The organism is Sphingomonas oligophenolica, from assembly GCF_039522915.1.
In the GTDB taxonomy this organism is placed as follows: Bacteria; Pseudomonadota; Alphaproteobacteria; order Sphingomonadales; family Sphingomonadaceae; genus Sphingomonas; species Sphingomonas oligophenolica.
In genome coordinates this window covers 1-24,146 of sequence record NZ_BAAAEH010000036.1, presented here as the reverse complement: position 1 = coordinate 24,146, position 24,146 = coordinate 1, and the positions used below count along the sequence as shown (strand labels likewise).

Below are 24,146 nucleotides of genomic sequence, written 5' to 3'. Positions count from 1 at the left end.
CTTAGTCGCGCTTCGCGTAAGCTTTGTTACACCGGATCAGTGCAATTCTGCGCGCCACGCGCTCACCCCGGCAGCGCATCCTCCTCCGCAACGACATTGGCGACCAATGCCCGATAGCTGCGCCCGACCGGGAGCTCCAGATCCCCGGCAAGCACGATCTTGTAGCCGCCGGCCGGCCGCCGCCGCACCGCGACGATACGATCCCGATTGACGATGTAGGAGCGGTGGATGCGCAGGAAGCGCCGCGCGTCGAGCCGTTGCAGCATCGAGCTCAGCGGCTCGCGGTGGAGATAGCTGATCGAGTCGAGGTGGAGCCGCACATATTCCCCCTCGGCGCCGACCCAGTCGATCAGGTCGAGATCGACCCGCACCGTTTCGCTGCGGCGCTGCACCCATAGATAATTGCCGGCACGGAAATCGCTGCCGCGCTCCTCACGCAGCGCTGCGAGCTGCTCGGCGAGGTCGCCGAGCCGCATCCGGGCCTCACGGCTCTCGATGGCGTCGCGCGCCCGGGCGATCGCCGTTTCGAGCCGGCCGAGCCGCACCGGCTTGGTCAGGAAGTCGATCGCACCGGTATCGAAGGCGTGCGCGGCGAATTGCGGATAGGCGGTGACGAAGATGATCAGCGGCGCCGCGGCGCCGCCGCGCGCCAGCTCCTCGACCACGTCGAAGCCATCCAGCGCCGGCATCTCGATATCGAGAAAGACGATATCGGGTTGGAGCTCGGCGATCATCGCGAGCGCCACGGCGCCGTTCCCCGCCTGGCCGGCCACCTCGATGCCGTCGATCCGGTCGACCATGTCGGCCAGCCGCTCGAGCGCGAGCGGCTCATCGTCGCACAGGATGGCGCGGATCATGGCGCGGGCGCTCCCGACCAGGGAATGGCGAAACCGACCGAAAAGCCGCCCTCCTCGCACGGCCCGGCCTTGAACGCGCACTCCTCGCCGAAGCGCGCCTTCAGCCGCGCGGCGACATTGTTGAGGCCGACCCCGGTGCCGCGCGCGCCCTGCCCGCTGCCGTCGCCCGCGCTGTTACGCACGCAAACGTGCAGCCGCCCATCCTCGACCGATGCCGAGATATGAAGCGTGACCGGCGTGATGCTGGTCGACACGACATGCTTGACCACATTCTCGATCAGCGGCTGGAGCACCAGGCTGGGCACCAGCGCGCGTTTCGCTTCATCGGGAATGTCGATCTGCACATCGAGCCGGTCCGAGAAACGCACTGCCTCGATCGCGAGATACAGCGCCTGGAGATCGATCTCGCGATCGAGCGGAATATCCTCCTGCGGATCGAGCGAAAGACAGGCGCGGAGGAAATCAGCGAGATTCTCGACCATCAGTTCAGCCGGCTCGACCTCGCGCCGCGCGATCAGCGCAGCGATCGAATTGAGCGTGTTGAACATGAAATGAGGATTGAGCTGATAGCGCAACGCCCTGAGTTGCGCCGCATCGGCAATGCCGCGCAGCTGCGCGATCCGCCGCTCGCGCTCGGCTGATTCAAGGCTGTACCAGAAGGCGAGCAGCAGGGCCGACAGGGCGAGATAGGCCCAGAACCATTGGACGCTGGCGATCATGTAGGAAAAGATGCTTGCCTCTTCGCCCTTCGGCTCCCGAAGGAGCAGGCTGAAGATCGCGACATTGCTGGTCGCGTGGATGACCGCGCCAAGCGCCGCCAGCCCGATCGCGAGCATGATCCGCAGCCGGATCGGCCGTCCCTTGAAGCGCTGGCCGATCACTGCGATGCCGATCGACAAGGCGATGCCGACCATCGTCACGCAGGAGCGCGGCAACAGATAAGGCAGGTTGTTGCCCTCGGGCATCATCATCATGCTCTGCGCCGTGAGCAAGGCGAACTGAGTCACCCAGAACAGCAGGATGAACCAGATGGTGCCGCGACGGATCGCCTCTGGTTTCGCCGCGGATATCGTGTCGGAGCGCATGGCTTACCCTAGCGCGCCGCCCGCCCCCCGGTAAACGCCGCCCCCGGTCGTTGATGCTGCGAACGATGCCGTTCGTGGCGCGGATAGGTGAACTGACCCTTCCTTCCTCTCCTTTTGGGGGAGGTAAGGTCCTCACCTGTCTGCGGCGTCCGCCTCGCTGACGCCGATCCACAAGGTCCGCGAGCCGCGCGCATCCGGCTCGGTGCGGAAGCGCAGGCCCCAGCCGCGCACCGTCTCGAGCGGGTCGCCGGCGCCGATCTCGGCGAATTTCCGGCGCAGGCGGAAGATCAGCACTTCGCGGCTGTTGGTGCGTGAGTGTCGCACATCGAGCAGCCGGTCGATGTCAGCCCAGGGCACGCGTCCACGCTGCGCGACAAGCGCGAACAGCTGCCCCTCGAGCGGGGAGAGCGCGACGCGAACCCCATTCCAGCGGACATCGACCGGGTCGAAGGTGATCGCCACGGCCCCGCGCCGGATCATCGGGCGGCGCTCGGGCTGGAGGGAAGTCTTGGCGGATTCCGCGTCTGCCGGCGGCGGTTCCTCGATCGTGCCTTCAGGGTCGCTCGCACCGAGCCGAGCAGCGACCAGCCAGGCGAATTCATGCGGGCCGAGTGTCGGGGCATCGGTTTCGCCGGTGGCGGCGCGCAGCAGCGCAACCCCGCTGGCCGCCTGCGCGGTGCAATGCCCGGAGGCGCTGTCCGGCGCATGACGGGCGAGGATTTCCTCCAATAGCCGGCACAGGGGCTGCTCGACCCGGTCCTGATAGAAGCCGGCGAGCCAGCTCATCGCCGCATCGCGCCTGACCGAGGCAAGCAATTCGCGGTGTGCGTTGGTCGCGAGCGCCGCAAGCGCGCGCCGGCCGAAATCCTCGAGATCGGTACGCAGGGCGCCGCTCCCGGCACCGTCGAGCGGCAACAAATGCTCGAACTCGCGCAACAGATCAGCGCGCGACGCGCAGTAGAGCGAGTCGCGGCCTGGGAAGAGGTTGCAGACCGTGCGCCGTGTGACGCCGGCAAGAGCTGCGACGCCTTCCATGCTGAAGCTCTGATGGCCTTCGGCGCGCAACAGCTCGCGCGCCGCTGCGAGGATGCTGCGCCGGGTACCAAGCGTCCGCAGTTCGCCCGGGGCGACGTCGCCGGCCGGCGTGCCGATCATGGGCGCGCCGGTCATCCGGGAAAGGTTGGTCGCATTCATGACGGAGAGGCTAACCCGTCGGCCGCGCTGCCAAAGCCCCGATGCAACCGAACGTCGCCGCCTTCCCGTGAATGACGGTTGCCGCACGGGCAGCCCTGATTACGGCACGAACGGCCATATCGGCGGTTCATCGTTCAGGCGGCGCGGTTCACTGGCGGGCCTGTAAGGATGCGGCAAGGTTGAACGGATCGATGGCGCTCCGAACCTCGCAGGCGCCGCTGACCGCAAGGCCCGCCTCGGATCACGCCCGATTGGAGCGGCGCGTGATCCTTGATCCGGCGATCAAGAATGGTGCGATTCAACCATGGCCGAGACTATGGGAGAGCGCGAGCGGGCGGGATGCTGTCCCGGTTCCGCCCTGCTCTTTGACATGACCGTTTTATTCAAGGGGCGGGCTGCCATTCCAACGGGCCCGCTGTTCCCCGCTGTTCCCCGCTGTTCCGCCGCTGTTATCGTCGCTGTTCCCCCGCTGTTATTCCGCTGTTATTCCATAACAGCGTAATTGCCGGTAAGCTGTTGATAACAATCGGGCAAATTGAACGAAAAATCCAACATAACAGCGGCAAAAACAAAAAATCGCGGGGAACAGCGGGAAACAGCGGGGATCGCGAGCGGTCGGACTCACTCACTTTCCCCTTCGCGCGCTCGATCCTCAGCCTTCCGGAAACAATGCCGGCTTCGTATCCGCCGGGAAGGACAAGGCCGGCGGCTGCATGACGAGCCCACCTGCCGGCACATCCTCGGTCACCCAGACATTGCCGCCGACGGTCGCGCCCTGCCCGATCGTCACCCGGCCGAGAATCGTCGCGCCGGCATAGATCACGACATCGTCCTCGACGATCGGATGCCGCGCGAACCGTTCGCGCACCCCGTGCCCCTGCTCGGGCGGCAGCCGCCGGGCGCCGAGCGTCACATGCTGATACAGCCGCACCCGCGCGCCGATGATCGCCGTCTCGCCGATCACCACGCCGGTGCCGTGATCGATGAAGAAGCTCGGTCCGATCGTCGCGCCGGGATGGATGTCGATTCCGGTGCGGCCATTGGCGATCTCGGAAATCAACCGCGCCACCAGCGGCGCGCCGAGCTGGTACAGCTGATGCGCGAACCGGTGATACATCACTGCCAGCGCGCAGGGATAGCAGATCAGTATCTCGTCGACGCTGCGCGCGGCGGGGTCGCCCTGGAAGGCGGCGGCGACGTCACTGTCGATCAGCCGCCTGATCTCGGGGAGCGCGGCGGCGAACAGGCGGATGATGGTGGCGCCGTGCCCGGGATCGAAATCGTCGCCCGCCTCGACTTCCCAATAGCGCAGCTCGCGCGCGACCTCGTCGCCGAGGATCGCCAGCGCCTGGTCGAGCCGCAGCCGGACGAAGACATCCTCGCTCGTTCCCTCGAAATGGCCGAGGCGCTGCGGGAACAGGGCTGCCTCGAGATGCTCGAGCATGAAGGCAAGCGCGACGCGCGACGGAAAGCGCGCAGTCCCCGCGCTGCTATGGCGCTGATGACTCGAGCGCCAGTCAGCGCGGGCCGCACGGAGACCGGCGACGACATCGTCAAGGGGATCGGCGGTAGCAAGTGCCGCGATCGGGCGGCCAAGGGTGACGAAAGACATGGTTCAGGGTCCTTTGGTCAGGGGAAAGTCGCCGGCGTCGAGGGCATCACGACGCCGACCTGCTTGCCGTATGAATCCCAGGCTGCAGCCAGCGCGGCCGCCTTTTTCGGGTCGCTTCGCGCAAGGTCGCGGGTCTCGCCTGGATCATGCGCGACATCGAACAGCTTCCAGCCGTCGCCGAGATTGACTGCCTTCCAGTCGCCCTGCCGGATCGCGCGCCTGCCGAACAATTCGGTGCCGACCTGCTCGCCCGGCGCATGGACGCGATCGGTGGCGCCGAGCAGATAGGGCAGCCAGCTCCGCCCGCGCACCGGTTGCACCGCCCGGCCGGCATAGGTCGCGCCGCGCCAGTCCCCGCCTGCCGCTTCCACGAGAGTCGGCACCACGTCCATCACCGTGCCATAGACGCCGGAAACGCCGGTGCGCGCGCCACCGGGCCAGTCGATGAACGCAGCGACCCGGGTGCCTCCCTCGGTGGTGAACCCCTTGTACATCCAGGACGGTGCCGTGGCGGCCTGCGCCCAGCCCGGGCCATAACCGACATAGGAGGTCGGTTTGCCGATATTGTCGAAACGATTGTCGGCCGCCTTCACCCGCTCGGTCATGCCCGGAATCTCGGTATGGGCGACATCGAGGCCCTCGGCGCCATTATCGGCGGTGAACAGGATGATCGTGTTGTCATACTGGCCGGTCGCCTTGAGATGCGCGATCACCCGGCCGACATTCTGGTCCATCCGGTCGACCATCGCCGCATAGACTTCCATGGCACGGGATTGCTCGCGCCTCTGCTCGGGCGAGAGGCTGGCCCAGTCCGCGCCCTTCTTCAGCACCAGCGGATGCGGCACCACATTGGCCGGGATCAGCCCCAGCCGCTTCATCCGCGCCAGCCTTTGCTCGCGCAGCGCCTCGAACCCCGCATCATATCTGCCGCGATAGCGCGCCACATCCTCCTCGGGCGCCTGGAGCGGCCAGTGCGGCGCGGTGAAGGTGAGATACGCGAAGAAGGGCTTGCCCTTGTCCGCCTTGCCGAGTTCCTCGATCAGCTTCGAGGCATAGGTGTCCGACGAATAGAAATTGGCCGGCAGCGCCTTGAGCTGCGCGCCATTCTCCCAATAGGTCGTGCCCTTGTCGCCCGGCGCCTTTGAGAGATCGAGCCCATAGTGATTGCCGCCGCCCTGGGCGAGATCGAAGCTCTGGTCGAAACCGTGCCGCGCCGGCGTGTCCTCAGGCCGCGTGCCGAGATGCCATTTGCCCGACATCAATGTCGCATAGCCGAGATCGTGCAGCCGATCGGCCAGCGTGACGATATCGCCCGGCAGATAGCCTTCATAGCCGCGCTGCCCCTTCTGGTTAGGCGCGAGCAGCTCGGCCATATTGCCGAGGCCGGCAAGATGATTGTCGGTCCCGCTGAGCAGCATCGACCGCGTCGGCGAGCAGGTCGGCGCTGCGTGGAAACCGGTTAGTTTCAGCCCTTGCGCGGCGAGCGCATCGAGATTCGGGGTGCGGATCTCGCCCCCGAATGCGCCGACATCCGAATAGCCGAGATCGTCAGCGACGATGACCAGGATATTGGGCTTCGGCAGGGCAGGCTCCTCAAGGACGGTCGGAAGCCTGCTTCCCGGATGCGTCAGCAACAACGGCGCCATCGCGACAATCGCGGCTGAGAGGATCGTGGTGGGTTTCATCAGTGACGCCTTGAAGCAAGTGCCGATTCATTCCCTCTCCCCTTGTGGGAGAGGGAGGGAGGAGCGAAGCGACGGAAGGGTGAGGGGGATGAGGCTCGAGACAACACAACAACGAGTGTCCCCCTCACCCTTCCCGTGCCTCGCACGGGCCCAGCATTGGGTCGGTCATGCCCCCGGCATGACCTGAACAGCGCGGGGCGCTGTTCACCCAATGCTCCTCTCCCACAGGGGGAGAGGGAGAAAGGAAGAGGGAGAGTTTGCCTCACTCAGCCGCCAGCAGCTCAAGCTCAGGCTTCACCACCCGGCTGTGCCCCCCATCAACGCCCACCGGCACCGACCCCGCAATCGTCGCCCGCCGCAGCCACCGCCGCTGTTTCCCGAAATCGGCGATCGCCCGGTGCTGGGTCGCGCGATTGTCCCAGATCGCCACATCGCCCGGCGACCAGCGCCAGCGCACCGTGTTCTCGGGCCTGGTGATCTGGTCCTGCAGCAGCCCGAAGATCCGCGCGAAGTCGTCGCGGCCAAGCCCAACGAACGACTTCACGAAATTGCCGAGCAGCAGCACCCGCTCCTGGGTTTCGGGGTGAATATGGACGACCGGATGCTCGGTCTCATAGACAGTCGAGGCGAAGATCTCGCGGTGACGCCTGATCTGCTCGTTCGAGGCATCGGGCTTGCTCGCTGCATAATCATAGGCGTTGGTGTGGATGGCGCGCAGCCGCTCGACCAGCGCCTTCAGGGGCGGGGCGAGATCGGCATATGCCGTCGCGCAATTCGCCCACAAGGTATCGCCACCCGCCGGCGGAATGACGATCGCGCGCAGCACCGAGGCCGAAGGATAGGCCGGCAGGAAGGTGATGTCGGTATGCCAGGCCGAGGCTGCCTCGCCTTCCTTCGAATTCAGCTCGAGCAGGAAGCGCGATCCTTCAGCGACCGGCACGGTCGGGTGCGCTATCGGCTCGCCGAGCCGCGCGGCGAAGGCCTCGTGGGATTCGTCGTCGAGCTGGTTCTGGTGACGGAAGAAGATCACCTTGTGCCGCAGCAGCGCCGCGCGGATCGCAGCGATGGTCGCGTCGTCGAGATCGCCGCCGAGCCGCACATCGCGGATCTCGGCCCCGATCCGCCCCGCGACGGGGACGATGTCGAGCGGGCTTTCCTCGTCGGTCACATTGTCGAAATGATGGATGAGCGCAGTCATGGCATTACTCCTTCAGGCGGTTTGGGATGCGGGAATGGTGTCGGCCGCGGCGAGCGCGCGGAGGACTTCGGCATGGGCCTCCTCGTCGAGCGGGAAGCGCCAGATCAGGGTCGCGGCGAGGACATGGGCGAGCGCCGGGCCAAGCGCGAAGACATATTTCAGCGCCTCCAGCGAGCCCGGGGCGCTGGCGCCCTTGGGGTCGAAGCCGAACCAGGCGACCAGCGGCAAAGCGAGGCCGATGCCGAGCGCCGGCCCGAGCTTCTGCGACAGGCTGAACACCGAGAAGAACAAGCCGGTGCGGTCATGCCCGGTCTTCACCCGGTGCGCGTCGGCGACGTCGCCGACCATCGCGCGCAGCATGAGATTGCCCGACCCCTGGGTCAGCCCCTGCGCAGCGGTCAGCGCGATCATCAGCCAGAGCATGCCGGGAAAGACGAGGATCAGGCCGAAATTGATCGCCGCCTGAACCAGCTCGCCCGCGATCGCGGTGCGGCGCTTGCCGAAACGATAGCCGATCCGCAGCCAGATCGGCCCGGCGAGCACGCCGAACACGAACTGCAAGAGATAGAGCCCGCTCGCCCAGGCCGGGAGCTTCATGTAATTGACCGCGAAGAAGATGATGAGGCCGGCGCGGATGCTCTGCCCCGCCGTCACCGCGACATCGGAGGCAAGGACGCGGAGCAGCAGGCGATCCGAGAAGACGATCCTGGTCGTCTTCCAGAAGCCGGGACGCTGCGGCACAGTTTCCGGAAGTGACCCTTCGCGAAAGGCGAGCAGGCTGGCGGCCAGGGCCGGGAACAGCGTCACCAGGATGAAGCCGCCGACGACCTGAAGCTTGAGTGCTCCGTCACCCGGCCTGATCTGGTCGAGCAATGTCGGCAGGATCAACGTGAGCAACAGGCCGATCGAGCGCAGGGTGAGCTGATAGGTCACCACCCGCGTCCGGCCATGATAATCGCGGTCGATCTCCCCCGCCCAGGCCGAGAAGGGAATCTCGATCATCGTCCAGCCGAAATAGAAGACGAACAGGACAAGCCCGAGATAGAGCGGGCCGACCAGCGCCGGCGGGGGAAAGAACAGCAGCGCCGAGCCCAGCCCGAACAGCAATCCGCCCGCTGCGATCCACGGCTTGCGGCGGCCGAAACGGGTCCGGGTGCGGTCGCTGAGGATCCCGACGATCGGATCGGAGGCGACGTCCCAGAGCCGGCCGAGCAGGAAGATGAAGCCGATCGTCGCAAGCGACAGCCCGAAATGCGTCGCGTAAAGCTGCGGCACGAACAGGGCGAGCGGCAGGCCAGCGCCCGCAATCGGCACCGCCATCGAGGCGAAGGCGATCAACCGGTATCCGGCGGGGCGGCCCGAGGCTGGCGCCGCCCTGACCGCGGCGGGCTTCGGGAGGTCATCAAAGGCAAGCGTCGCCATGGCTCAGATCCTGGCCCGGAAGGTTGCGCCGAAGGTGCGGGGGTCGCCGAGATTGGCGGTGATCAGGCCGGTCGCTGCGATCGACAGGGTCTGGAAATAATGTTTGTCGAAGATGTTCTTCGCCCAGACCGAAAGATCGTAGCGCCCGTCATCGAGCCGCACGCCGAGCCGGGCATTGCCGATCCCGTAGGACGGCACGAGCGTGAACCGGCTGTCGCTCACCGCAGTGTAGAAGGACGACCGCCAGCTATAATCGGCATGGCCGTAAAGCTCGGTCCGGCCGCCCAGCGGCTGGCTCGTGTCGACGCCGCCGGTGAACGCCCATTTCGGCACGCCGGCGAGCGGCTTGCCCGAAAGGTCGGTCGATGCGGAGATATTGCTCGTCTCGACCGGCGCCGGGCCCTTCGGATAGCTTACATAATAGGCGTCGGTATAGGCGCCCGAGAGGTTGACGCTGATCCGGCTGGTCACCGCCCAGGCCGCATCTCCCTCAACACCGCGCGAACGCGCGAGCGGGATGTTGGTGATGTAGTTGCGGAAATTGGTGGTGGTCGGAATCTGCTCGGTGATCGCGGTCTGGTAGTTGGCGACATCAGTCCAGAAGAGCGCCCCGTTGAGGGTCACGGCGCGATTGAAGAGCTGGCTCTTCACGCCGATCTCGTAATTGTCGACCTTCTCGGGCGCGACGACCGCGCTGATCCCGTTGGGCAGGTTCGAGAGATTGAGCCCGCCCGATTTGTTGCCGCGCGCATAGGTCGCATAGACCAGCACGTCCCTGCCCGCCTTCCAGGCGATCGTCGCGAGGCCCGACAGGCTGTCGTCCTTCGTCTCGGCGCTGTAGGAGACATTCGGGTTCAGCTGGGTACGGATTGCCACCGCTGCCTTCAGCTGATCCGCGGTCAGGCCCGTGAGCGGCAACCCGGCCACCTGGGTCTGAACAAAGCTGCCCGCCTTCTTCTCGTGCGTGTAGCGCAGGCCCGTGGTCAGGCTGAGCGCGTCGCTGATATGCCAGACGGTCTGGCCGAACAGCGCGTAGCTGTGGGTCGTCGGGTTCGACGTAGAATCCGCTTCGAAACCATTGGTGGCGGCATTGGCGGCAACCTGGTCCTGAAGCGGAAACAACCAGTTCGCGGCGGCCGGCCCATATTGCGAGGCACCGTAACCGCGCACCACCTGGTAGAAATAATAGGCACCGACGACATAGTCGATCGCGTGGCTGCCGTTCGAGGCGAGGCGAATCTCCTGGCTGAACTGCCGCTGCCTGTTCTGCTGCTGGCTCTTCAGCATCTCGGGCAGCGCGATCGAATCCGCGTCGTTCGCCGGGAACCAGTTCCACTGCCGCCCCGCCGTCACTGAGGTCACGGTCAGCGGCCCGACATCCCAGTCGACCTGGCCCGACACGCCCCAGGTGTCCATGTTCGCCTGGAAATGCCCGTCCGCATCGGTGACCCGCGCGAACGGCGTGAAGGGCAAAGGCGTATAGCCGAACCGCCCCACGCGGATGTTGAAGTTGTTCGCGATCGTCGCGCCATTGTCATAGGTGGTGATCGCGCCGGCGAGCACACCGATGCAGCAATTCTGCTTCTGCTTGCCGTAATCGCCGATCAGCCGCACCGTGAGGTTCGACGCCGGCGTGATCAGCACCTGCCCGCGGGCGCTGAAATTGTCGAAATCATGGACCTTCCGGTGGGTGGTGATGTCGTCGATAAACCCATCGCGATGCGTGTCGCTGATGCTCAGCCGCGCCGCGACAAGCCCGTCGATCACACCGCCGCTGATCGAGCCCCTAACCTGGTGGAAGCCGTAATCGCCAAGCGTCGCCTCGCCGAACCCTTCGAGCGCGAAGCTTGGCGCCTTGCTGGAGATGTTGATCGCGCCGGCGGTGGTATTCTTGCCGAACAGGGTGCCCTGCGGCCCGCGCAGCACCTCGATCCGGTCGAGATCGACCAGCTCGAACTGGCTCTGGCCGAGGCGGCCATAATAGACCTGGTCGATATAGATGCCGACGCCGTTCTCGAGCCCGTCATTGGTCAGCGCCACGTTCGAGCCGAGGCCTCGGATGTTCACATTGGTGTTGCGCGGGTTGAAGCTGAACACCTGCAGGCTCGGCACGCTCTGCTGGATGGCGCCGAGCGTATAATCGCCGCGCACCCGCAGCTTTTCGTCGCTCACCACACTGAGCGCGATCGGCACGTCCTGGGCACGCTCGGTCCGGCGGCGCGCATTGACGACGACATCCGACCCCACATCCGCGTCGGGCGCCGCCGTATCGGGCGCCGCGGTATCGAGGCTGGCGAGCTGTGTGCCGGCGGACGCGGTTTGGGCCAGGGCCGGTTGGGCAAGGAGCGCCAGCGTCGCGGCGCTGGAGAGCGCGGCCAGTCGGACGAAATGGCGAGAATTCATGGTGATGATGCCCCTGTTGGATAATTTCGGTAGACTGTATCGAGAGGCCGTCCCCCCGGGGCGGAACACACGACTCCGCCTTCCCGAGGCCGCACCGGCCACGGGATGAAGAGCGCGCAAATCCGTGGCGCCGGAGACGGCGCGAAGACCTGCTTTTCAGTGAGTTAGCGGCCCGTCAGGCCTGGACGGTGACTCGAAGGCCAGGCGGTGGATGGAAGCAGGAACGCGACATTGCAGTCTCCTCGCCGGGTGGATTGTGCGGGGCGGATTTCAGCTATCCGCACTCGACGACTCTATTCCTACTGATTTGATGGGATATTGAAAGGAAAGTTCGCCTTGTCGGGGCGAAAGCACGACTAATTGCGTTCGGAGATTCAATCGGGGTTCTCCTTTGACCGCAACGGGCGCGCCCGCTACCCGGCACCGGTGATCGCCCTGCTCTCCCCCGCAAAGACGCTCGATTACGAGCGGCCCCTTCCACCCCTCGATTCTACCGCTCCCCGCTTCGCGGCCGAGGCGAGCGTGCTGGCCGCCGCCGCCGCGAACCTTACTCAGAAGCGGCTGGCCGAACTGATGCATATCTCGCCCAAGCTGGCCAGGCTCAACGCCGACCGCTTCCAGGGCTTCGAGGACCAGCCCGAACGCCCCGCGATCTTCGCCTTTGCCGGCGACGTCTATACCGGCTTCGAGGCCCGGTCGCTCGACGAGTCGGGCATCGCCTTCGCCCAGGATCATGTTCGAATGCTCTCCGGCCTTTATGGCCTGCTCCGCCCGCTCGACCTGATGCGCCCCTACCGACTCGAAATGGGCACGCGCTGGGCGCCGCGCCGCAAGAGCCTCTACGCCTGGTGGGGCGACCGCATCGCCGAAGCGGTCCGCGGCGACGTCGCTGAAGAAGGATCGGGCGTGGTGCTCAACCTCGCCAGCCAGGAATATTTTCACGCCGTCGCCGACAGGCTGACGGGGCTTCGCGTGATCGACGTCGATTTCCGCGAGCCCGGCCCCGACGGCCCGCGCTTCGTCAGCTTCCACGCCAAGAAGGCGCGCGGGATGATGGCGCGCTGGCTGTGCGAGCACCGGATCGACCAGATCGAGGCGATGAAGGGTTTCGACAGTGCCGGCTATGCCTTTGACGCCGAGGCAAGCGACGGTGATCGCTGGACCTTCTCACGGGCGTGAGCGGTGCGGCGGTCCTCATCGGTGCGAGCGGCGGTATCGGCGCTGCCCTTGAAGCCGCGCTGATCGAGGAAGGCGCCTTCGACATCGTCCACGGCTTTGCCCGAAGCCGGACGGGCGCGCAGCATATCGACATCACCGAGGAGGCGAGCATCGCCGCCGCCGCGGCGATCGTGGCAAGCGGCCCCGCTCCGTCGCTGATCATCGTCGCGACCGGCGTGCTCCACGCTGACGAGCGCGGCCCCGAAAAATCACTGAAGGATCTCGACCCCGCCTGGCTCGCGCTGACCCTTGCGGTCAACGCGATCGGCCCGGCGATCGTCGCAAAACACTTCCTGCCGCTGATGCCCCGCACCGGAAAGTCAGTCTTCGCTGTCCTCTCCGCGCGAGTCGGCAGCATTTCGGACAACAAGCTCGGCGGCTGGTACGGCTATCGTGCGTCGAAGGCGGCGCTGAACATGCTCGTCAGAACGCTCGCGATCGAGGACAAGCGCCGCAACGATCGCGGCATCGTCGTCGCACTCCATCCCGGCACGGTCGATACCGCTTTGTCCCGGCCCTTCCAGGGCAATGTCCAGCCCGGCCGGCTGTTCGACGCCGAGCGCGCGGCACTGCAATTGCTCGACGTGATCGAAGAACTCCGCCCGCCCGACAGCGGCAGGTTCTTCGATTTCGAGGGGAAGGAAATAACGCCCTGACCCGCCATCGTCGCCCCTCGCGTACGCGCGCGCATGCGTGACAAATGGAGCCGGCCCCGCTAGAACCGTCATCCAACCGACATACAACTCCGAAAGCGTGAAAACTTGACCGACGAGACACCCCTCGCCGACCCTTCCGATATTTCCCCGATCTCGATCGTTGACGAGATGCGGTCGAGCTATCTCGATTATGCGATGAGCGTGATCGTCAGCCGTGCGCTGCCTGATGTGCGCGACGGGCTGAAACCGGTGCACCGCCGAATCCTCTACGCAAGCCAGGAGGGCGGCTTCGTCCCCGGCCGGCCATACCGCAAATGCGCCAAGATCGTCGGCGACGTGATGGGCAATTACCATCCGCACGGCGACAGCTCGATCTACATGGCGCTCGCCCGCCTCGCCCAGGATTGGGCGATGCGCGTGATGCTGATGGATGGCCAGGGCAATTTCGGATCGATGGACCCGGATATGCCGGCGTCGATGCGTTACACCGAGGCGCGGCTGACCAAGGCGGCGATGGCGCTGCTCGAGGATATCGACAAGGACACGGTCGATTTCGGCCCGAACTATGACGGTTCGCGCGAGGAGCCGCTCGTCCTCCCGGCGCGCTTCCCCAACATCCTCGTCAACGGCGCCGGCGGAATCGCGGTCGGCATGGCGACCAACATCCCGCCGCACAATCTCGGCGAAGTCGTCGACGCCTGCCTCGCCTATATCGAGAATGGCGCGATCACCATCGACGAACTGATGGAGATCGTGCCGGGGCCGGATTTCCCGACCGGCGGCATCATCCTCGGCCGTACCGGCTGCAAGAACGCCTATCATGAGGGCCGCGGCTCGATCATGGTGCGCTCGCGCCACATCCTCGAGGAAAATCGCGGCGACAAGCGCGCGATCGTGCTGACGGAGATTCCGTACCAGACCGGCAAGAACGCGCTGGTCGAGAAGATCGCCGAGGCCGCCAAGGACAAGCGAATCGAGGGCATCGCGGATATCCGCGACGAATCGAACCGCCACGGCGTCCGCATCGTCATCGACCTGAAGCGCGACGCGACGCCTGAAGTCGTGCTCAACCAGCTCTGGCGCCATACGCCGGCGCAATCGAGCTTCCCGGCCAACATGCTCGCGATCCGCGGCGGCCGGCCCGAGACGCTCAACCTGCGCGACATCATCGAGGCCTTCGTCAAGTTCCGCGAGGAGGTCATCACCAGGCGCTCAAAGTTCGAGCTCGCCAAGGCACGCGAGCGCGCGCACATCTTGCTCGGCCTGGTGGTCGCGACCACCAATCTCGACGAGATGGTCAAGATCATCCGCGGCTCCTCGAGCCCGCCGGTCGCCCGCGCCGCCCTGATGGCGCGCGAATGGCCGATCGCGGAGATCGCGCCCTATATCAAGCTGGTCGAAGCGGTCGAAAAGGAGATCGAGGGCGACAGCTACCGGCTGTCCGACATCCAGGTCCGCGCGATCCTCGACCTGCGCCTGCACCGCCTGACGGCGCTCGGTCGCGACGAGATCGGCGATGAGCTCAAGACGCTCGCCGAGTCGATCACCGAGCTGCTCGCGATCCTCGCTGATCGGGTGAAGCTCTATGCGGTGATGAAGGACGAGCTCGCCGCCGTCCGCCTCGCCTTCGCCACCCCGCGCAAGACCGAGATCGCCGCTGCCGCCGACGGCATCGACGACGAGGATCTGATCGAGCGCGAGGACATGGTCGTCACCGTGACCATGCAGGGCTATATCAAGCGCACCAGCCTCGACACCTTCCGCGCCCAGCGCCGCGGCGGCAAGGGCCGCGCCGGCATGGCGACCAAGGAAGAGGATATCGTCACCGAGCTGTTCGTCACCTCGACGCACACGCCGGTGCTGTTCTTCTCGACCGCGGGCAAGGTCTACCGCTTGAAGGTCTGGCGCCTGCCCGAAGGCGGTGCCGCGACGCGTGGCCGGCCGATGGTCAACCTCCTGCCGCTCGCCGAAGGCGAAACGATCTCCACCGTGCTCGCCCTTCCCGAGGACGAGGCCGAATGGGGTGCGCTCCATGTCATGTTCGCGACCGCGAAGGGCACGGTGCGCCGCAACTCGATGGACGCGTTCACCAATGTGCCGACCAACGGCAAGATCGCGATGCGCTTCGATGAGGAGAGCGACGACCGCCTGATCGGCGTCGCCCTGCTCAGCGAGCATGACGATGTGCTGCTCGCCACCCGCCAGGGCAAGGCGATCCGCTTCGCGGGCGACGATGTCCGCGAGTTCCAGAGCCGCACCTCGACCGGCGTGCGCGGCATGACGCTCAAGGACGGCGACGAAGTCATGTCGCTCTCGATCCTCCACCGCGTCGGCACCACCCAGGAAGAGCGCGAGGATTATCTTCGCTTCGCGCCCTGGAAGCCGGAAAAGGAAGGCGAGCCGGCGATGGCCCAGGCGCGCTTCGAGGAGCTGATGGCGCGCGAGCAGTTCATCCTGACGGTCTGCTCCAACGGCTATGGCAAGCTGTCGAGCGCCTATGAATATCGCCGTACCAATCGCGGCGGCCAGGGCATCACCAATATCGACAATATCAAGCGCAACGGCCCCGTCGTCGCGAGCTTCCCGGCCTCGAAGGGCCATCAGCTGATGCTGGTGACGGACCAGGCCAAGCTGATCCGCATGTCGCTCGGCGATCTGCGCGTCATCGGCCGCGGCTCGGCCGGCGTGAAGCTGTTCGATGTCGCGGACAACGAGCATGTCGTCTCCGCCGCCCGAATCGAGGAATCGGAAGACGAGGCCGAGGTCGATCTCGGTGACGGCCCGCAGGCGGCAGCGCCGACCCCTGATGGCGACACCGGCGAAGACCTGGCGGCTGGCCCGGAAGGTGGCGAGAGCTGAGGCTCCTGCTCCTTGCCGGTGGATGCCCGGCGAGTCAGGAAGATTGATTTTTCGTCATAGAGGCGTCTCGGCGGAACGATAACCTTCCTGCTCCGTTGCGCGGATTCGAAGCGCGCGCGGACGCGGGAAATGGGGTGACTATGCGAAATCCGACCGATCGGGCTTATTTCGAACGCCGCGCCAGCGAAGAGCATGCCCGCGCACGCGCCGCGCGCGATCACTGCGCTGCCAATATGCACCGGGACCTTGCCCGCGAATATGAACGCCGCGCAAGGGCCCTGGGCCCGGCCGAGTCTCCCGTGACGGCTCCCGCTGAATGAACGCCGTTAACGGGCCAGGATCGTCCGCCGTGTTAATATTTGGGTAATAAATTCGGGCGATTGTCGCTGTGAGATAACATGCTGTTTTCGGGGTGGTTCAGGCCATCTTCCGAGGCCGAATACAATCTCGCTAGGGGCAAGATGTTCGATTCAGATGAAGATGGCGGCCTGACGACCATTTCCCTGTCGAATGCGCCGCCGTCCCAGTTCGACCGACGCACGCAGGAACGCCAGGTTGCCGTCTTGCGGGTAGCGAAGTTGCGTACCCCCCATGGCGAGGAGTTGTGCAAGGTCCGCAATATTTCCTCGGGCGGGCTCATGGCGCATGTCTATTCGAGCCTCGACGTCGGCGACGCGGTGACCGCTGAATTCAAATCGGGGCATCCCATTTCCGGAAAGATCATCTGGCGCCGCGCCGGCCTGGCCGGAATGGCCTTCGACGAGGTCGTGAACGCAGCCAGCGTTCTATCCGGCGATGATTTCGCGCCTGCCCGCCAGCCGCGGGCACCGCGGCTCGGGCTCAGGCTCCGCGCCCGAATGCGCGTCGGCGCACGCTATCATGCCGCGACCCTGTGCGATATCTCGCAGGGCGGCGCGAAAATCGAGCCCGAGGTGGCCGAGATCGGGCAGAAAGTGGTTCTCATGGTAACCGGCCTGCCCGCGATCACGGGGGTGATCCGCTGGCACGATCGCGGCCAGGCCGGGATCCAGTTCGACATCGCCCTGCCCTTCGACACCCTCGCGCAATGGGCGGCCACGGTGCAGCACAGGCCCGGCACCGACCAGGCCGACTCGGAGTCGGCGCCTCTCTGAGGCCTGCCCGGCATTGCGCGCGCCATCGCATCGGCTAGACAGATGGCCGGCTGGTGGAATGGAGCGCATGGCGGCAACGATAGCATATAAGGTCCTGACCGGACCCCAGATGGCGACGCTCGAGCACGAAGGCAGCTTTGCCGGCGCGCCGATCGATCTCGCCGATGGCTATATCCACCTCTCGACCGCCGAGCAGCTCGACGAGACGCTGGCGAAGCACTTTGCCGGGCAGGACGATCTCCACATCGCCGCGGTCGACCTCGACGCGCAGGAAGCGGAGTCAGTGCGCTGGGAGCCGTCGCGCGGCGGTGCGCTGTTCCCGCATCTTTACGCCCCGCTGCTGCTGGAGACAGTGATCGCCTATGGGCCGATCGAGCGCAACGCTGACGGCACGGTGCGGTTGCCCGTCGCGGGCTAGGATGGGAAGGGGAAATGCGTGATCGCTTCCGCCCCGGATGACCCCTCCCCGATGATCGCCCGCGACGATCCCCGCACGCTCGCCGCCATCGGCGTTGTCGCTGCCTGCCTTGCCTCGATCGCGCATGAGACGATCGGGCATGGCGTTACCTGCCTCGCAGTCGGCGGCACGATCACGCGGCTCACCGCGACTCATTTCCGCTGCGCGGACGGGACCGTGCTCGTCGATGCGCTCGGGCCCGCAGGAAATCTGGTCTCCGCGGCGATCGCATTCGGGCTGCTCCGGACTTGCCGTGGCTTCGCCCAATCGGCGCGACTGTTCCTGCTCATGCTCGGCGGCATCAACCTGTGCTGGTTCGCCGGCGAGATGATTCACTCGGCACTCATCAATAGCGAGGACGAGGCACATCTGGCGCGGCTGCTCGGCTGGCCGGCCGCGTGGCGCCCCATCGCGGTAGCGGCCGGCGTGCTGATCTATGGGACCACGATCCGTTACGGCGCGGCGGTGGCGCGCCGCATGGTGGAGGCAGGCGATCCGCCGGATAATCTCCGCCGCCGGATCATGATCGCCTGGGCAGCGGCGACAGCCTCCTTCGCGGTCGCCGGCCTTGCCTGGGCGCGCGATCCGTTCGGTTCGGCATGGGAATGCTTCATGACCATCGGCGTTGCCGGCGTGCCCCTCTGGATCGGCGTCGGCCTGATGCGCTGGCCGGACGCTCGCCCGACCGGACGGCGGATCGGCACATCGACCCCATGGACCCTGGTCGCGCTATTGGTGCTCGGCGCCTTCGTCGTCATCCAGGGCCGTGGCGTGGGGCCCATGTCCTGATCCGCACCGCGGTGCTCAGGCGTAGAGGTCCACCACATCGTGCTGGTCCTCTGCCGCCAGCAGCAGCGTCCGGTGGCACATGGCCGGATCGCGCTCGAAGCAGAGCAGAGCGCTTGGTTTCTCGGCCGCCAGCGCGAGCATCTGCGCCGCCTGGGCCTGGGCTTCGGGCAGATGAAGCTGATCGGCATAGACCGCCTCGAGCGTGGCCCTGTCTCCCTTCTTCGCTGCGTCGCGGCCGCGCTTGGGTGTGCCGAGCGCCTTGAGATGAACATAGCCGATCCCGGCCTCGGCCAGCGAAGCGGCGAGCGTGGATTTGGAGAAACCGGGCCGCCGCGACAATGGCAGCGCACGCACATCGATCACCCGTTCGACTCCGGCGGCGGTCAGCGCGGCGAGGAAATCGGCCATCGTCGCGCCTTCATAGCCGATGGTGAAGATCTTCATTGCGCTTCCTCGCTTCCAGCGTGCGGACCACCCCATAAGCGATCAACGCCTGACCGGCGAAATAGAGCGGCCAGATCAGCAGAGCAGGGATGATCGATCCGCCAGCCGGCTTGAGATGGGCGAAGATCAGCAGATCCGACGCAACGAACATCAGCGCGCCGAGCGCCACTGTCCCGCGCGGGAATCGGCTCGCCCAGGCTGTGCCTGCCATCCCGCCCAGGCCGATCGCGTAAGGCAGCACGGCCGGATCGCGCGTGATGACAAAGGCCTCGGCCGCGATCAGCACCGCGATGGCGAGGCCGATCGCGATGACGCCGCTCTTCCCGCGTCGATTGGAAAGATAGAGGAAAATCGCCAGCACGTGCCCGACGAGAAAGGCAGCCGCGCCCGCGACCAGCCCCACCGCGTCAATCAGCACATCCCCGGCCGCGCCAAAGGCAAGCACGCCTGCCAGCAGCCAGCCGTTGCGCTCGCGCGCCGCCAGCCCCGCCCAGATCGCGAGCAGTGCGACACCGGCGCCCTTCCACACCAGCATCAGCGCCGCCGGCAGTGCCGCGTGGCTGGCCGGCCAGAAGCCCGCGCCGACGATCAGCGCAACAACAAACAGCGGCAAGCGGGGCAGCCACGGGCTCGAATGATCACTCATCGGAGGGTTATCGCCCTGTACCGCCGTCTGCGCAATGCTTGGCGCGATGGTTGACACCATAGGTACCTTCACATATTTCTGTTATTACAGAAATGGAGAGCAGATGAGTATCACCGACCATCCCGACGTCAAGGCTTTCATTCTCCATTGGGGCGAGATGGGGACTCAATGGGGCGTCAACCGGTCAGTCGCGCAGGTCCATGCCCTGCTCTATCTTTCCGACCGGCCGATCGATGCGGAGGCGATCGTCGAGGCGCTCGGCCTGGCGCGCTCGAACGTCTCGACCGCGCTCAAGGAACTGCAGGGCTATGGCATCGTCCGCCGGGTCCATGTCGAGGGCGACCGGCGCGACCATTTCACCGCCGAGACCGATCTGTGGGAGATGCTGATGCGCATCGCCGCAGAGCGCAAACGCCGCGAGATCGACCCGACCCTTGCTCTGCTCGCCGAGCTTTCGGAGCGGATGAAGAACGACAGGACCGCGCCGGCTCATGTCCGCGAGCGGGTGACGCGGATGCATGAGTTCATCGCGACGCTCGGTAGCTGGTACGATCAGGTCCGCACCCTGCCCAAGCCGACTCTCGTCACGCTGATGAAGCTCGGCAGCAAGGTCGCGCGCTTCATTCCAGGCGGCAAGGCGAAGGCCGAGTAGAATCCACTGAAGGTCAGGGCCGGCACCTCACCTCATGCCGGCTTGCTGCACTTGAAGCTGGCCGCCGACTTCTCGTCGCCGCCGATAAACTGGGGATAGCTCGGCCATGGGCACAAGGGGCGCTCGCCGGGTGTCGGCAGGGTGCGTCTGGCGGTCACCGCCTCGGGCGCCTTGCCCTTCTCGACCCAGTCGACGACCGCGCCCAGCAGATCGAAGCTGTCATAGGTGTTCGCCCCGCCGCCGCAATGCCCCATGCCCGGCACCATGTAGAAGCGGCTGCTGTCGGCCCAGATCGCCCCGTTGGCCGCCTCGGCGCGGTGCCAATAGTCAAGCGTGTCCAGGGCAGAGAACCACGGATCGCTCGCGCCATGGTAAAACAGGATCTTGCCGCCATGGCCGGTAAAGCTGTTCAGGTTGGTCCACAGATTGGTATCGGTCAGCCGCTGCCCGGCGTCAGCGCGGATCGCCTCGATGCGCGCATCGACATCCATCGTCAGGTCGCGGCTCGCCGGCCCGAAAACGCCCGGCTTGCCGGTCGGCAGGAAGCCCGAAATGCCGGGGCCATTGAAGACGTTGCCCGTGTCATAGGGATAGGGAGAGTAAAGCGGCCGTCCGCTCGCGTCCCTGGGCGGCTGAAACGCGGTTTCGATCGCCTTCACCTGCGCGGCGCTGAAGCAGCCATCGGTCTTCTTGCCCTTGCAACGGAGCAGCGCCGGCTTGAACCGGCAACCGCCGGCATTCGCGATCACGCCGTCCTTCAACCCGTCGAGCGCGTCGCACTGGTCGAGCAGGGCGTCGAGGTAGAGCTTGCGGTCGCTCGCCGAGAAGATCTGGTCGACGATCGGCAACCCCTTGCCGTCACGCGGCGCCGCCTGGTTGAACTGGACAGCCGCCCAGGCCAAAGCGAGGTTCGAATTACCCGTCCGCATCGCCGGCGCGCCGACGACGATCCCGTCGAACAGCTCGGGATAGCGCTCAGCGGCGAGCATCGATTCGCGCCCGCCGGTCGAACATCCCGCCATATAGCTCCGGGCGATCGGCTTGCCATAATAGCCGGCGGTCATCGCCTTCGCCGCCTCGGTCACGACGCGCACCGAGGCTTCGGCAAAATCGAGACTGGCGCGCTGGTCGGCCATGAAGCTGCCGTCGAACACGGCGCCGGTGTGGCCGCTGTCATGGCTCACCACCGCGAAGCCGCGCGCGAGCGCCGGCCTGTCTCCCGCCGCAACCGCGCCCAGCGGCAACCCGACGCTGCCGTTCAGCCCGCCGCCGCCCTGCAGCAGGAAGCGCCCGCTCCACGCATCGGGCAACGCCAGCGCAAAGTGGATGCCGAAGGGCTTGCCCTGAGCGCCCGAGCGCTCGTTGATGACGCCCTCGACCTTGCAATAAGCCGGCAGTCCCACCGCAACCGGCGGCCCGTAGCCGGTGCTCACCGTGCCCGGCGCAGCCGGCCCGACACGCGTCGTCGCGGTGATCTTCAGGCCCTGGAGCTTGAAATCCTTCATCGCCGCGCAGGCGTCAGCGACGGAGGGCGTCGCTTGCGCGGGGGGCGCAGCCGCTGCGGTCGTGGAAAAAAAGGCGCCCAGCGCCAGCAACGCCAATCCGGTGATGCGCATTGTCGCCCCCTCCCAAAACGGCGTCGCTCTGATCGATCGTCTCGACCGCACGATACCCAAGGACTCGCCAAAATGCTATGTCATATAATGATCATCCCCGCGCCGGCTGACCCAGTCGAAGCAGCAATGCAGCGTTCGTCTTCGCTCGAAGGAGATTCAGTGAAGAGGGGCGCTCCGTATCGGCGACGCGATCGCGGCATGATAGCGCCGGACCCATGCACTTCATCGGCTCCTTCCGGCTCGGCGTCGTCTTCGCTTCACTGGCGGCTGGCCCGCTTGTGCTTATGTGGAATCTCTGCAGCGCCATTGCGACAAACCCGGAGGAAATCCAGTACTTCACATTCGAGCGGGCCCTGCTCTTCATTGCCATGCTGCTGGCATCGATACCGGCCGGATTTCTGATCTCGGTGTTGCCGATCCTTCTCTGCACTGCGCTGATGTTTCGCCTCGGATGGCTGGACCGGCAACTCCGGTCACCTGTCTTCTGGGCTGGTGTCGGCGCTTTGCTGCCGGGCGCGGCGCTGCTTGTGCTTGAACTCGTGACAGGCCCGCCCGATCGCCCCCTGGCGCACGCGCTCGGGCCAACGCCGCTCATCATGGTCCCCGGCGCCCTATGCGCCCTGATCGCCCGGTCCCGTACAAAGTGGAGCGAGCGCGACGTCGCCGAGCTTGAGGCCGATCCACATCGTCGATAGGATCGTCCAGCGGAGGCCTGATTTCGGATCCACGTACGCCTCTGGTCGCGCAAGCGTAACCTGAGGCGGCCAAGCCCCCCTCTCCGGGAGGTCGAAACGACCCGCCTTTGCCGAATGCGCCCGCGCCCGCTATCTGCCCCGCCATGACTCATGACATCCATATCATCGGCGGCGGCCTCGCCGGATCAGAGGCCGCGTGGCAGCTTGCCGAGGCCGGCTTCAGCGTGAAGCTTTCCGAAATGCGCGGCTCGGGCGAGATGACGCCCGCGCACCAGACCGACGGGCTCGCCGAGCTCGTCTGCTCGAACAGCTTCCGGTCGGACGATGCCACCAGCAACGCAGTCGGCCTGCTCCATGCCGAGATGCGCGCGCTCGGCTCGCTGATCCTGCGCGAGGGCGATGTCCACAAGGTGCCCGCCGGCTCGGCGCTCGCGGTCGACCGCGACGGTTTCTCGGCCGGCGTCACCGCCGCGCTCGCCGCGCACCCCAATGTCACGATCGTCCGCGAGCGGGTCGATGCCCTGCCCGACGGCCTTGCGATCATCGCGACCGGGCCGCTGACCGCTCCCGGGCTCGCCTCGAGCATCGGCGCCGCGACCGGCGCCGAGGCGCTCGCCTTTTTCGACGCGATCGCCCCGATCGTCCATTTCGACTCGATCGACATGGAGACTGCCTGGTTCCAGTCGCGCTGGAACAAGGGCGAGGGCAAGGATTACATCAATTGCGCGCTCGACAAGGAGCAGTATCTCGCCTTCCACGCCGGGCTGATCGCCGGCGAGAAGACCGAGTTCAAGGAATGGGAGAAGGACACGCCCTATTTCGAGGGCTGCATGCCGATCGAGGTGGCTGCCGAGCGCGGGCTCGACACGCTGCGCTTCGGGCCGATGAAGCCGGTCGGGCTCGACGACCCGCGCACCGGGCGCTGGCCGCATGCGGTGGTTCAGCTCCGCCAGGACAATGCGCAGGGCACGCTCTGGAACATCGTCGGCTTCCAGACCAAGCTCAAGCATGCCGAGCAGATCAGGCTCTTCCGCACCATTCCCGGCCTCGAAAATGCCGAGTTCGCGCGGCTCGGCGGGCTCCATCGCAATACCTTCATCCGTTCGCCGGAACTGCTCGACACGACGCTCAGGCTGAAGAGCCGCCCGAACATCCGCTTCGCCGGGCAGATCACCGGCTGCGAAGGCTATGTCGAAAGCGCCGCGATCGGGCTGCTCGCCGGGCGATTCGCCGCGGCCGAACTGGCGGGCACCGTCCTCGCACCGCCGCCGGTCGAGACGGCGCTGGGAGCGCTGCTCCATCACATCACCGGCGCCGCGGTGGCCGAGACCTATCAGCCGATGAACGTGAATTTCGGCCTGATGCCCCCGATCGAGGGCCGGACGAAAAAGGCGGATCGCAAGAAGATGTATACCGATCGCGCCCGCGCCGCGCTCAAAGGGTGGATGGCAGCCTGATCTAGTCACCCGAATCTAAAGTTCGGTGCATAATGTGCGCTCGGTCTTTTGGCAGAAGCGTCTGACCG

20 protein-coding genes and 1 pseudogene are annotated in these 24,146 nt (G+C 66.0%); 9 read left to right on the top strand and 12 right to left on the bottom strand.

Annotation, left to right across the window (positions count from 1 at the left end; translation table 11 throughout):
* Positions 1-62: 62 nt before the first annotated feature.
* From ABD050_RS18230 to ABD050_RS18195, 8 genes are all read right to left on the bottom strand, one after another.
* Positions 63-857: a LytR/AlgR family response regulator transcription factor gene (locus ABD050_RS18230; protein ID WP_343890919.1), complete on the bottom strand. Its 795-nt coding sequence runs from the start codon at positions 855-857 to the stop codon at positions 63-65.
* Positions 854-1,942: a sensor histidine kinase gene (locus ABD050_RS18225; RefSeq protein ID WP_343890918.1), complete on the bottom strand. Its 1,089-nt coding sequence runs from the start codon at positions 1,940-1,942 to the stop codon at positions 854-856. Before ABD050_RS18225 ends, ABD050_RS18230 begins: the two co-directional genes overlap by 4 nt.
* A gap of 132 nt (positions 1,943-2,074) precedes the next feature.
* Complete coding sequence (locus ABD050_RS18220) at positions 2,075-3,136, bottom strand: TetR family transcriptional regulator (protein ID WP_343890917.1); 1,062 nt, start codon at positions 3,134-3,136, stop codon at positions 2,075-2,077.
* A gap of 652 nt (positions 3,137-3,788) precedes the next feature.
* Positions 3,789-4,748, bottom strand: coding sequence for a serine O-acetyltransferase EpsC (epsC, locus tag ABD050_RS18215; protein ID WP_343890916.1), 960 nt, complete (start codon positions 4,746-4,748; stop codon positions 3,789-3,791).
* Positions 4,749-4,765: 17 nt separating this feature from the next.
* Entirely contained in the window at positions 4,766-6,394 is a 1,629-nt protein-coding gene (locus ABD050_RS18210) for an arylsulfatase (protein ID WP_425542484.1), read from the bottom strand.
* Between the two features lie 301 nt (positions 6,395-6,695).
* Positions 6,696-7,631: a TauD/TfdA dioxygenase family protein gene (locus ABD050_RS18205; RefSeq protein WP_343890914.1), complete on the bottom strand. Its 936-nt coding sequence runs from the start codon at positions 7,629-7,631 to the stop codon at positions 6,696-6,698.
* Positions 7,632-7,643: 12 nt separating this feature from the next.
* Positions 7,644-9,053, bottom strand: a complete 1,410-nt coding sequence (locus ABD050_RS18200; RefSeq protein ID WP_343890913.1) for an MFS transporter — start codon at positions 9,051-9,053, stop codon at positions 7,644-7,646.
* A 3-nt stretch (positions 9,054-9,056) separates the two neighbouring features.
* Entirely contained in the window at positions 9,057-11,456 is a 2,400-nt protein-coding gene (locus tag ABD050_RS18195; RefSeq protein WP_343890912.1) for a TonB-dependent receptor, read from the bottom strand.
* A gap of 426 nt (positions 11,457-11,882) precedes the next feature.
* Here ABD050_RS18195 and yaaA point away from each other — a divergent pair, with 426 nt between their 5' ends.
* The 6 genes from yaaA (at position 11,883) to ABD050_RS18165 (ending at position 18,568) form a co-directional block, all read left to right on the top strand.
* Positions 11,883-12,635 (top strand): peroxide stress protein YaaA, encoded by a 753-nt coding sequence (yaaA, locus tag ABD050_RS18190; protein WP_343890911.1) that lies wholly within the window; start codon positions 11,883-11,885, stop codon positions 12,633-12,635.
* Positions 12,632-13,330 (top strand): SDR family NAD(P)-dependent oxidoreductase, encoded by a 699-nt coding sequence (locus ABD050_RS18185; protein WP_343890910.1) that lies wholly within the window; start codon positions 12,632-12,634, stop codon positions 13,328-13,330. Before yaaA ends, ABD050_RS18185 begins: the two co-directional genes overlap by 4 nt.
* A 105-nt stretch (positions 13,331-13,435) precedes the next feature.
* Complete coding sequence (gene gyrA, locus ABD050_RS18180; protein WP_343890909.1) at positions 13,436-16,189, top strand: DNA gyrase subunit A; 2,754 nt, start codon at positions 13,436-13,438, stop codon at positions 16,187-16,189.
* A gap of 398 nt (positions 16,190-16,587) precedes the next feature.
* On the top strand, positions 16,588-17,322 hold the full coding sequence (locus tag ABD050_RS18175; protein WP_343890908.1) for a PilZ domain-containing protein: 735 nt from the start codon (positions 16,588-16,590) through the stop codon (positions 17,320-17,322).
* Positions 17,323-17,389: 67 nt separating this feature from the next.
* Positions 17,390-17,740, top strand: a complete 351-nt coding sequence (locus tag ABD050_RS18170; protein WP_343890907.1) for a DUF952 domain-containing protein — start codon at positions 17,390-17,392, stop codon at positions 17,738-17,740.
* 18 nt (positions 17,741-17,758) lie between these two features.
* Complete coding sequence (locus ABD050_RS18165; protein WP_343890906.1) at positions 17,759-18,568, top strand: hypothetical protein; 810 nt, start codon at positions 17,759-17,761, stop codon at positions 18,566-18,568.
* A 15-nt stretch (positions 18,569-18,583) separates the two neighbouring features.
* Here ABD050_RS18165 and ABD050_RS18160 read toward each other — a convergent pair whose 3' ends face one another.
* Entirely contained in the window at positions 18,584-19,012 is a 429-nt protein-coding gene (locus tag ABD050_RS18160) for a DUF488 domain-containing protein (protein WP_343890905.1), read from the bottom strand.
* On the bottom strand, positions 18,987-19,658 hold the full coding sequence (locus ABD050_RS18155; protein ID WP_343890904.1) for a lysoplasmalogenase family protein: 672 nt from the start codon (positions 19,656-19,658) through the stop codon (positions 18,987-18,989). Before ABD050_RS18155 ends, ABD050_RS18160 begins: the two co-directional genes overlap by 26 nt.
* A 103-nt stretch (positions 19,659-19,761) precedes the next feature.
* On the opposite strand from ABD050_RS18155, the gene ABD050_RS18150 reads away from it, so the two are divergent.
* Positions 19,762-20,310 carry a GbsR/MarR family transcriptional regulator gene (locus tag ABD050_RS18150; protein ID WP_343890903.1) on the top strand — a complete coding sequence of 183 codons (549 nt, stop codon included), beginning with the start codon at positions 19,762-19,764 and terminating at the stop codon, positions 20,308-20,310.
* 32 nt (positions 20,311-20,342) lie between these two features.
* Here the strand turns inward: ABD050_RS18150 and ABD050_RS29065 are convergent, their stop codons facing one another.
* A complete protein-coding gene (locus ABD050_RS29065; protein WP_425542483.1) occupies positions 20,343-20,801 on the bottom strand; it encodes a tannase/feruloyl esterase family alpha/beta hydrolase in 459 nt (152 codons plus the stop codon).
* 108 nt (positions 20,802-20,909) lie between these two features.
* Positions 20,910-21,815 (bottom strand): annotated as a pseudogene (locus ABD050_RS29060) (tannase/feruloyl esterase family alpha/beta hydrolase); the annotation flags it as partial.
* A 326-nt stretch (positions 21,816-22,141) separates the two neighbouring features.
* Between ABD050_RS29060 and ABD050_RS18140 the strand changes: the two are divergent.
* Both ABD050_RS18140 and trmFO read left to right on the top strand, forming a co-directional pair.
* Positions 22,142-22,621, top strand: a complete 480-nt coding sequence (locus ABD050_RS18140; protein WP_343890901.1) for a hypothetical protein — start codon at positions 22,142-22,144, stop codon at positions 22,619-22,621.
* A 143-nt stretch (positions 22,622-22,764) separates the two neighbouring features.
* Positions 22,765-24,078 carry a methylenetetrahydrofolate--tRNA-(uracil(54)-C(5))-methyltransferase (FADH(2)-oxidizing) TrmFO gene (trmFO, locus tag ABD050_RS18135; protein WP_343890900.1) on the top strand — a complete coding sequence of 438 codons (1,314 nt, stop codon included), beginning with the start codon at positions 22,765-22,767 and terminating at the stop codon, positions 24,076-24,078.
* Positions 24,079-24,146 lie beyond the last annotated feature (68 nt).

What these genes read in the sequence shown, in the direction of transcription:
- ABD050_RS18205 (WP_343890914.1), bottom strand. Translation starts at nt 7,631, where the DNA reads ATGACTGCGCTCATCCATCATTTCGACAATGTGACCGACGAGGAAAGC.
- ABD050_RS18210 (WP_425542484.1), bottom strand. Translation starts at nt 6,394, where the DNA reads ATGGCGCCGTTGTTGCTGACGCATCCGGGAAGCAGGCTTCCGACCGTC.
- trmFO (WP_343890900.1), top strand. Translation starts at nt 22,765, where the DNA reads ATGACTCATGACATCCATATCATCGGCGGCGGCCTCGCCGGATCAGAG.
- epsC (WP_343890916.1), bottom strand. Translation starts at nt 4,748, where the DNA reads ATGTCTTTCGTCACCCTTGGCCGCCCGATCGCGGCACTTGCTACCGCC.
- ABD050_RS29065 (WP_425542483.1), bottom strand. Translation starts at nt 20,801, where the DNA reads ATGGATGTCGATGCGCGCATCGAGGCGATCCGCGCTGACGCCGGGCAG.
- ABD050_RS18170 (WP_343890907.1), top strand. Translation starts at nt 17,390, where the DNA reads ATGGCGGCAACGATAGCATATAAGGTCCTGACCGGACCCCAGATGGCG.
- ABD050_RS18160 (WP_343890905.1), bottom strand. Translation starts at nt 19,012, where the DNA reads ATGAAGATCTTCACCATCGGCTATGAAGGCGCGACGATGGCCGATTTC.
- ABD050_RS18155 (WP_343890904.1), bottom strand. Translation starts at nt 19,658, where the DNA reads ATGAGTGATCATTCGAGCCCGTGGCTGCCCCGCTTGCCGCTGTTTGTT.
- ABD050_RS18195 (WP_343890912.1), bottom strand. Translation starts at nt 11,456, where the DNA reads ATGAATTCTCGCCATTTCGTCCGACTGGCCGCGCTCTCCAGCGCCGCG.
- ABD050_RS18175 (WP_343890908.1), top strand. Translation starts at nt 16,588, where the DNA reads ATGCTGTTTTCGGGGTGGTTCAGGCCATCTTCCGAGGCCGAATACAAT.
- ABD050_RS18200 (WP_343890913.1), bottom strand. Translation starts at nt 9,053, where the DNA reads ATGGCGACGCTTGCCTTTGATGACCTCCCGAAGCCCGCCGCGGTCAGG.
- ABD050_RS18225 (WP_343890918.1), bottom strand. Translation starts at nt 1,942, where the DNA reads ATGCGCTCCGACACGATATCCGCGGCGAAACCAGAGGCGATCCGTCGC.
- ABD050_RS18230 (WP_343890919.1), bottom strand. Translation starts at nt 857, where the DNA reads ATGATCCGCGCCATCCTGTGCGACGATGAGCCGCTCGCGCTCGAGCGG.
- ABD050_RS18220 (WP_343890917.1), bottom strand. Translation starts at nt 3,136, where the DNA reads ATGAATGCGACCAACCTTTCCCGGATGACCGGCGCGCCCATGATCGGC.
- ABD050_RS18140 (WP_343890901.1), top strand. Translation starts at nt 22,142, where the DNA reads ATGCACTTCATCGGCTCCTTCCGGCTCGGCGTCGTCTTCGCTTCACTG.
- ABD050_RS18150 (WP_343890903.1), top strand. Translation starts at nt 19,762, where the DNA reads ATGAGTATCACCGACCATCCCGACGTCAAGGCTTTCATTCTCCATTGG.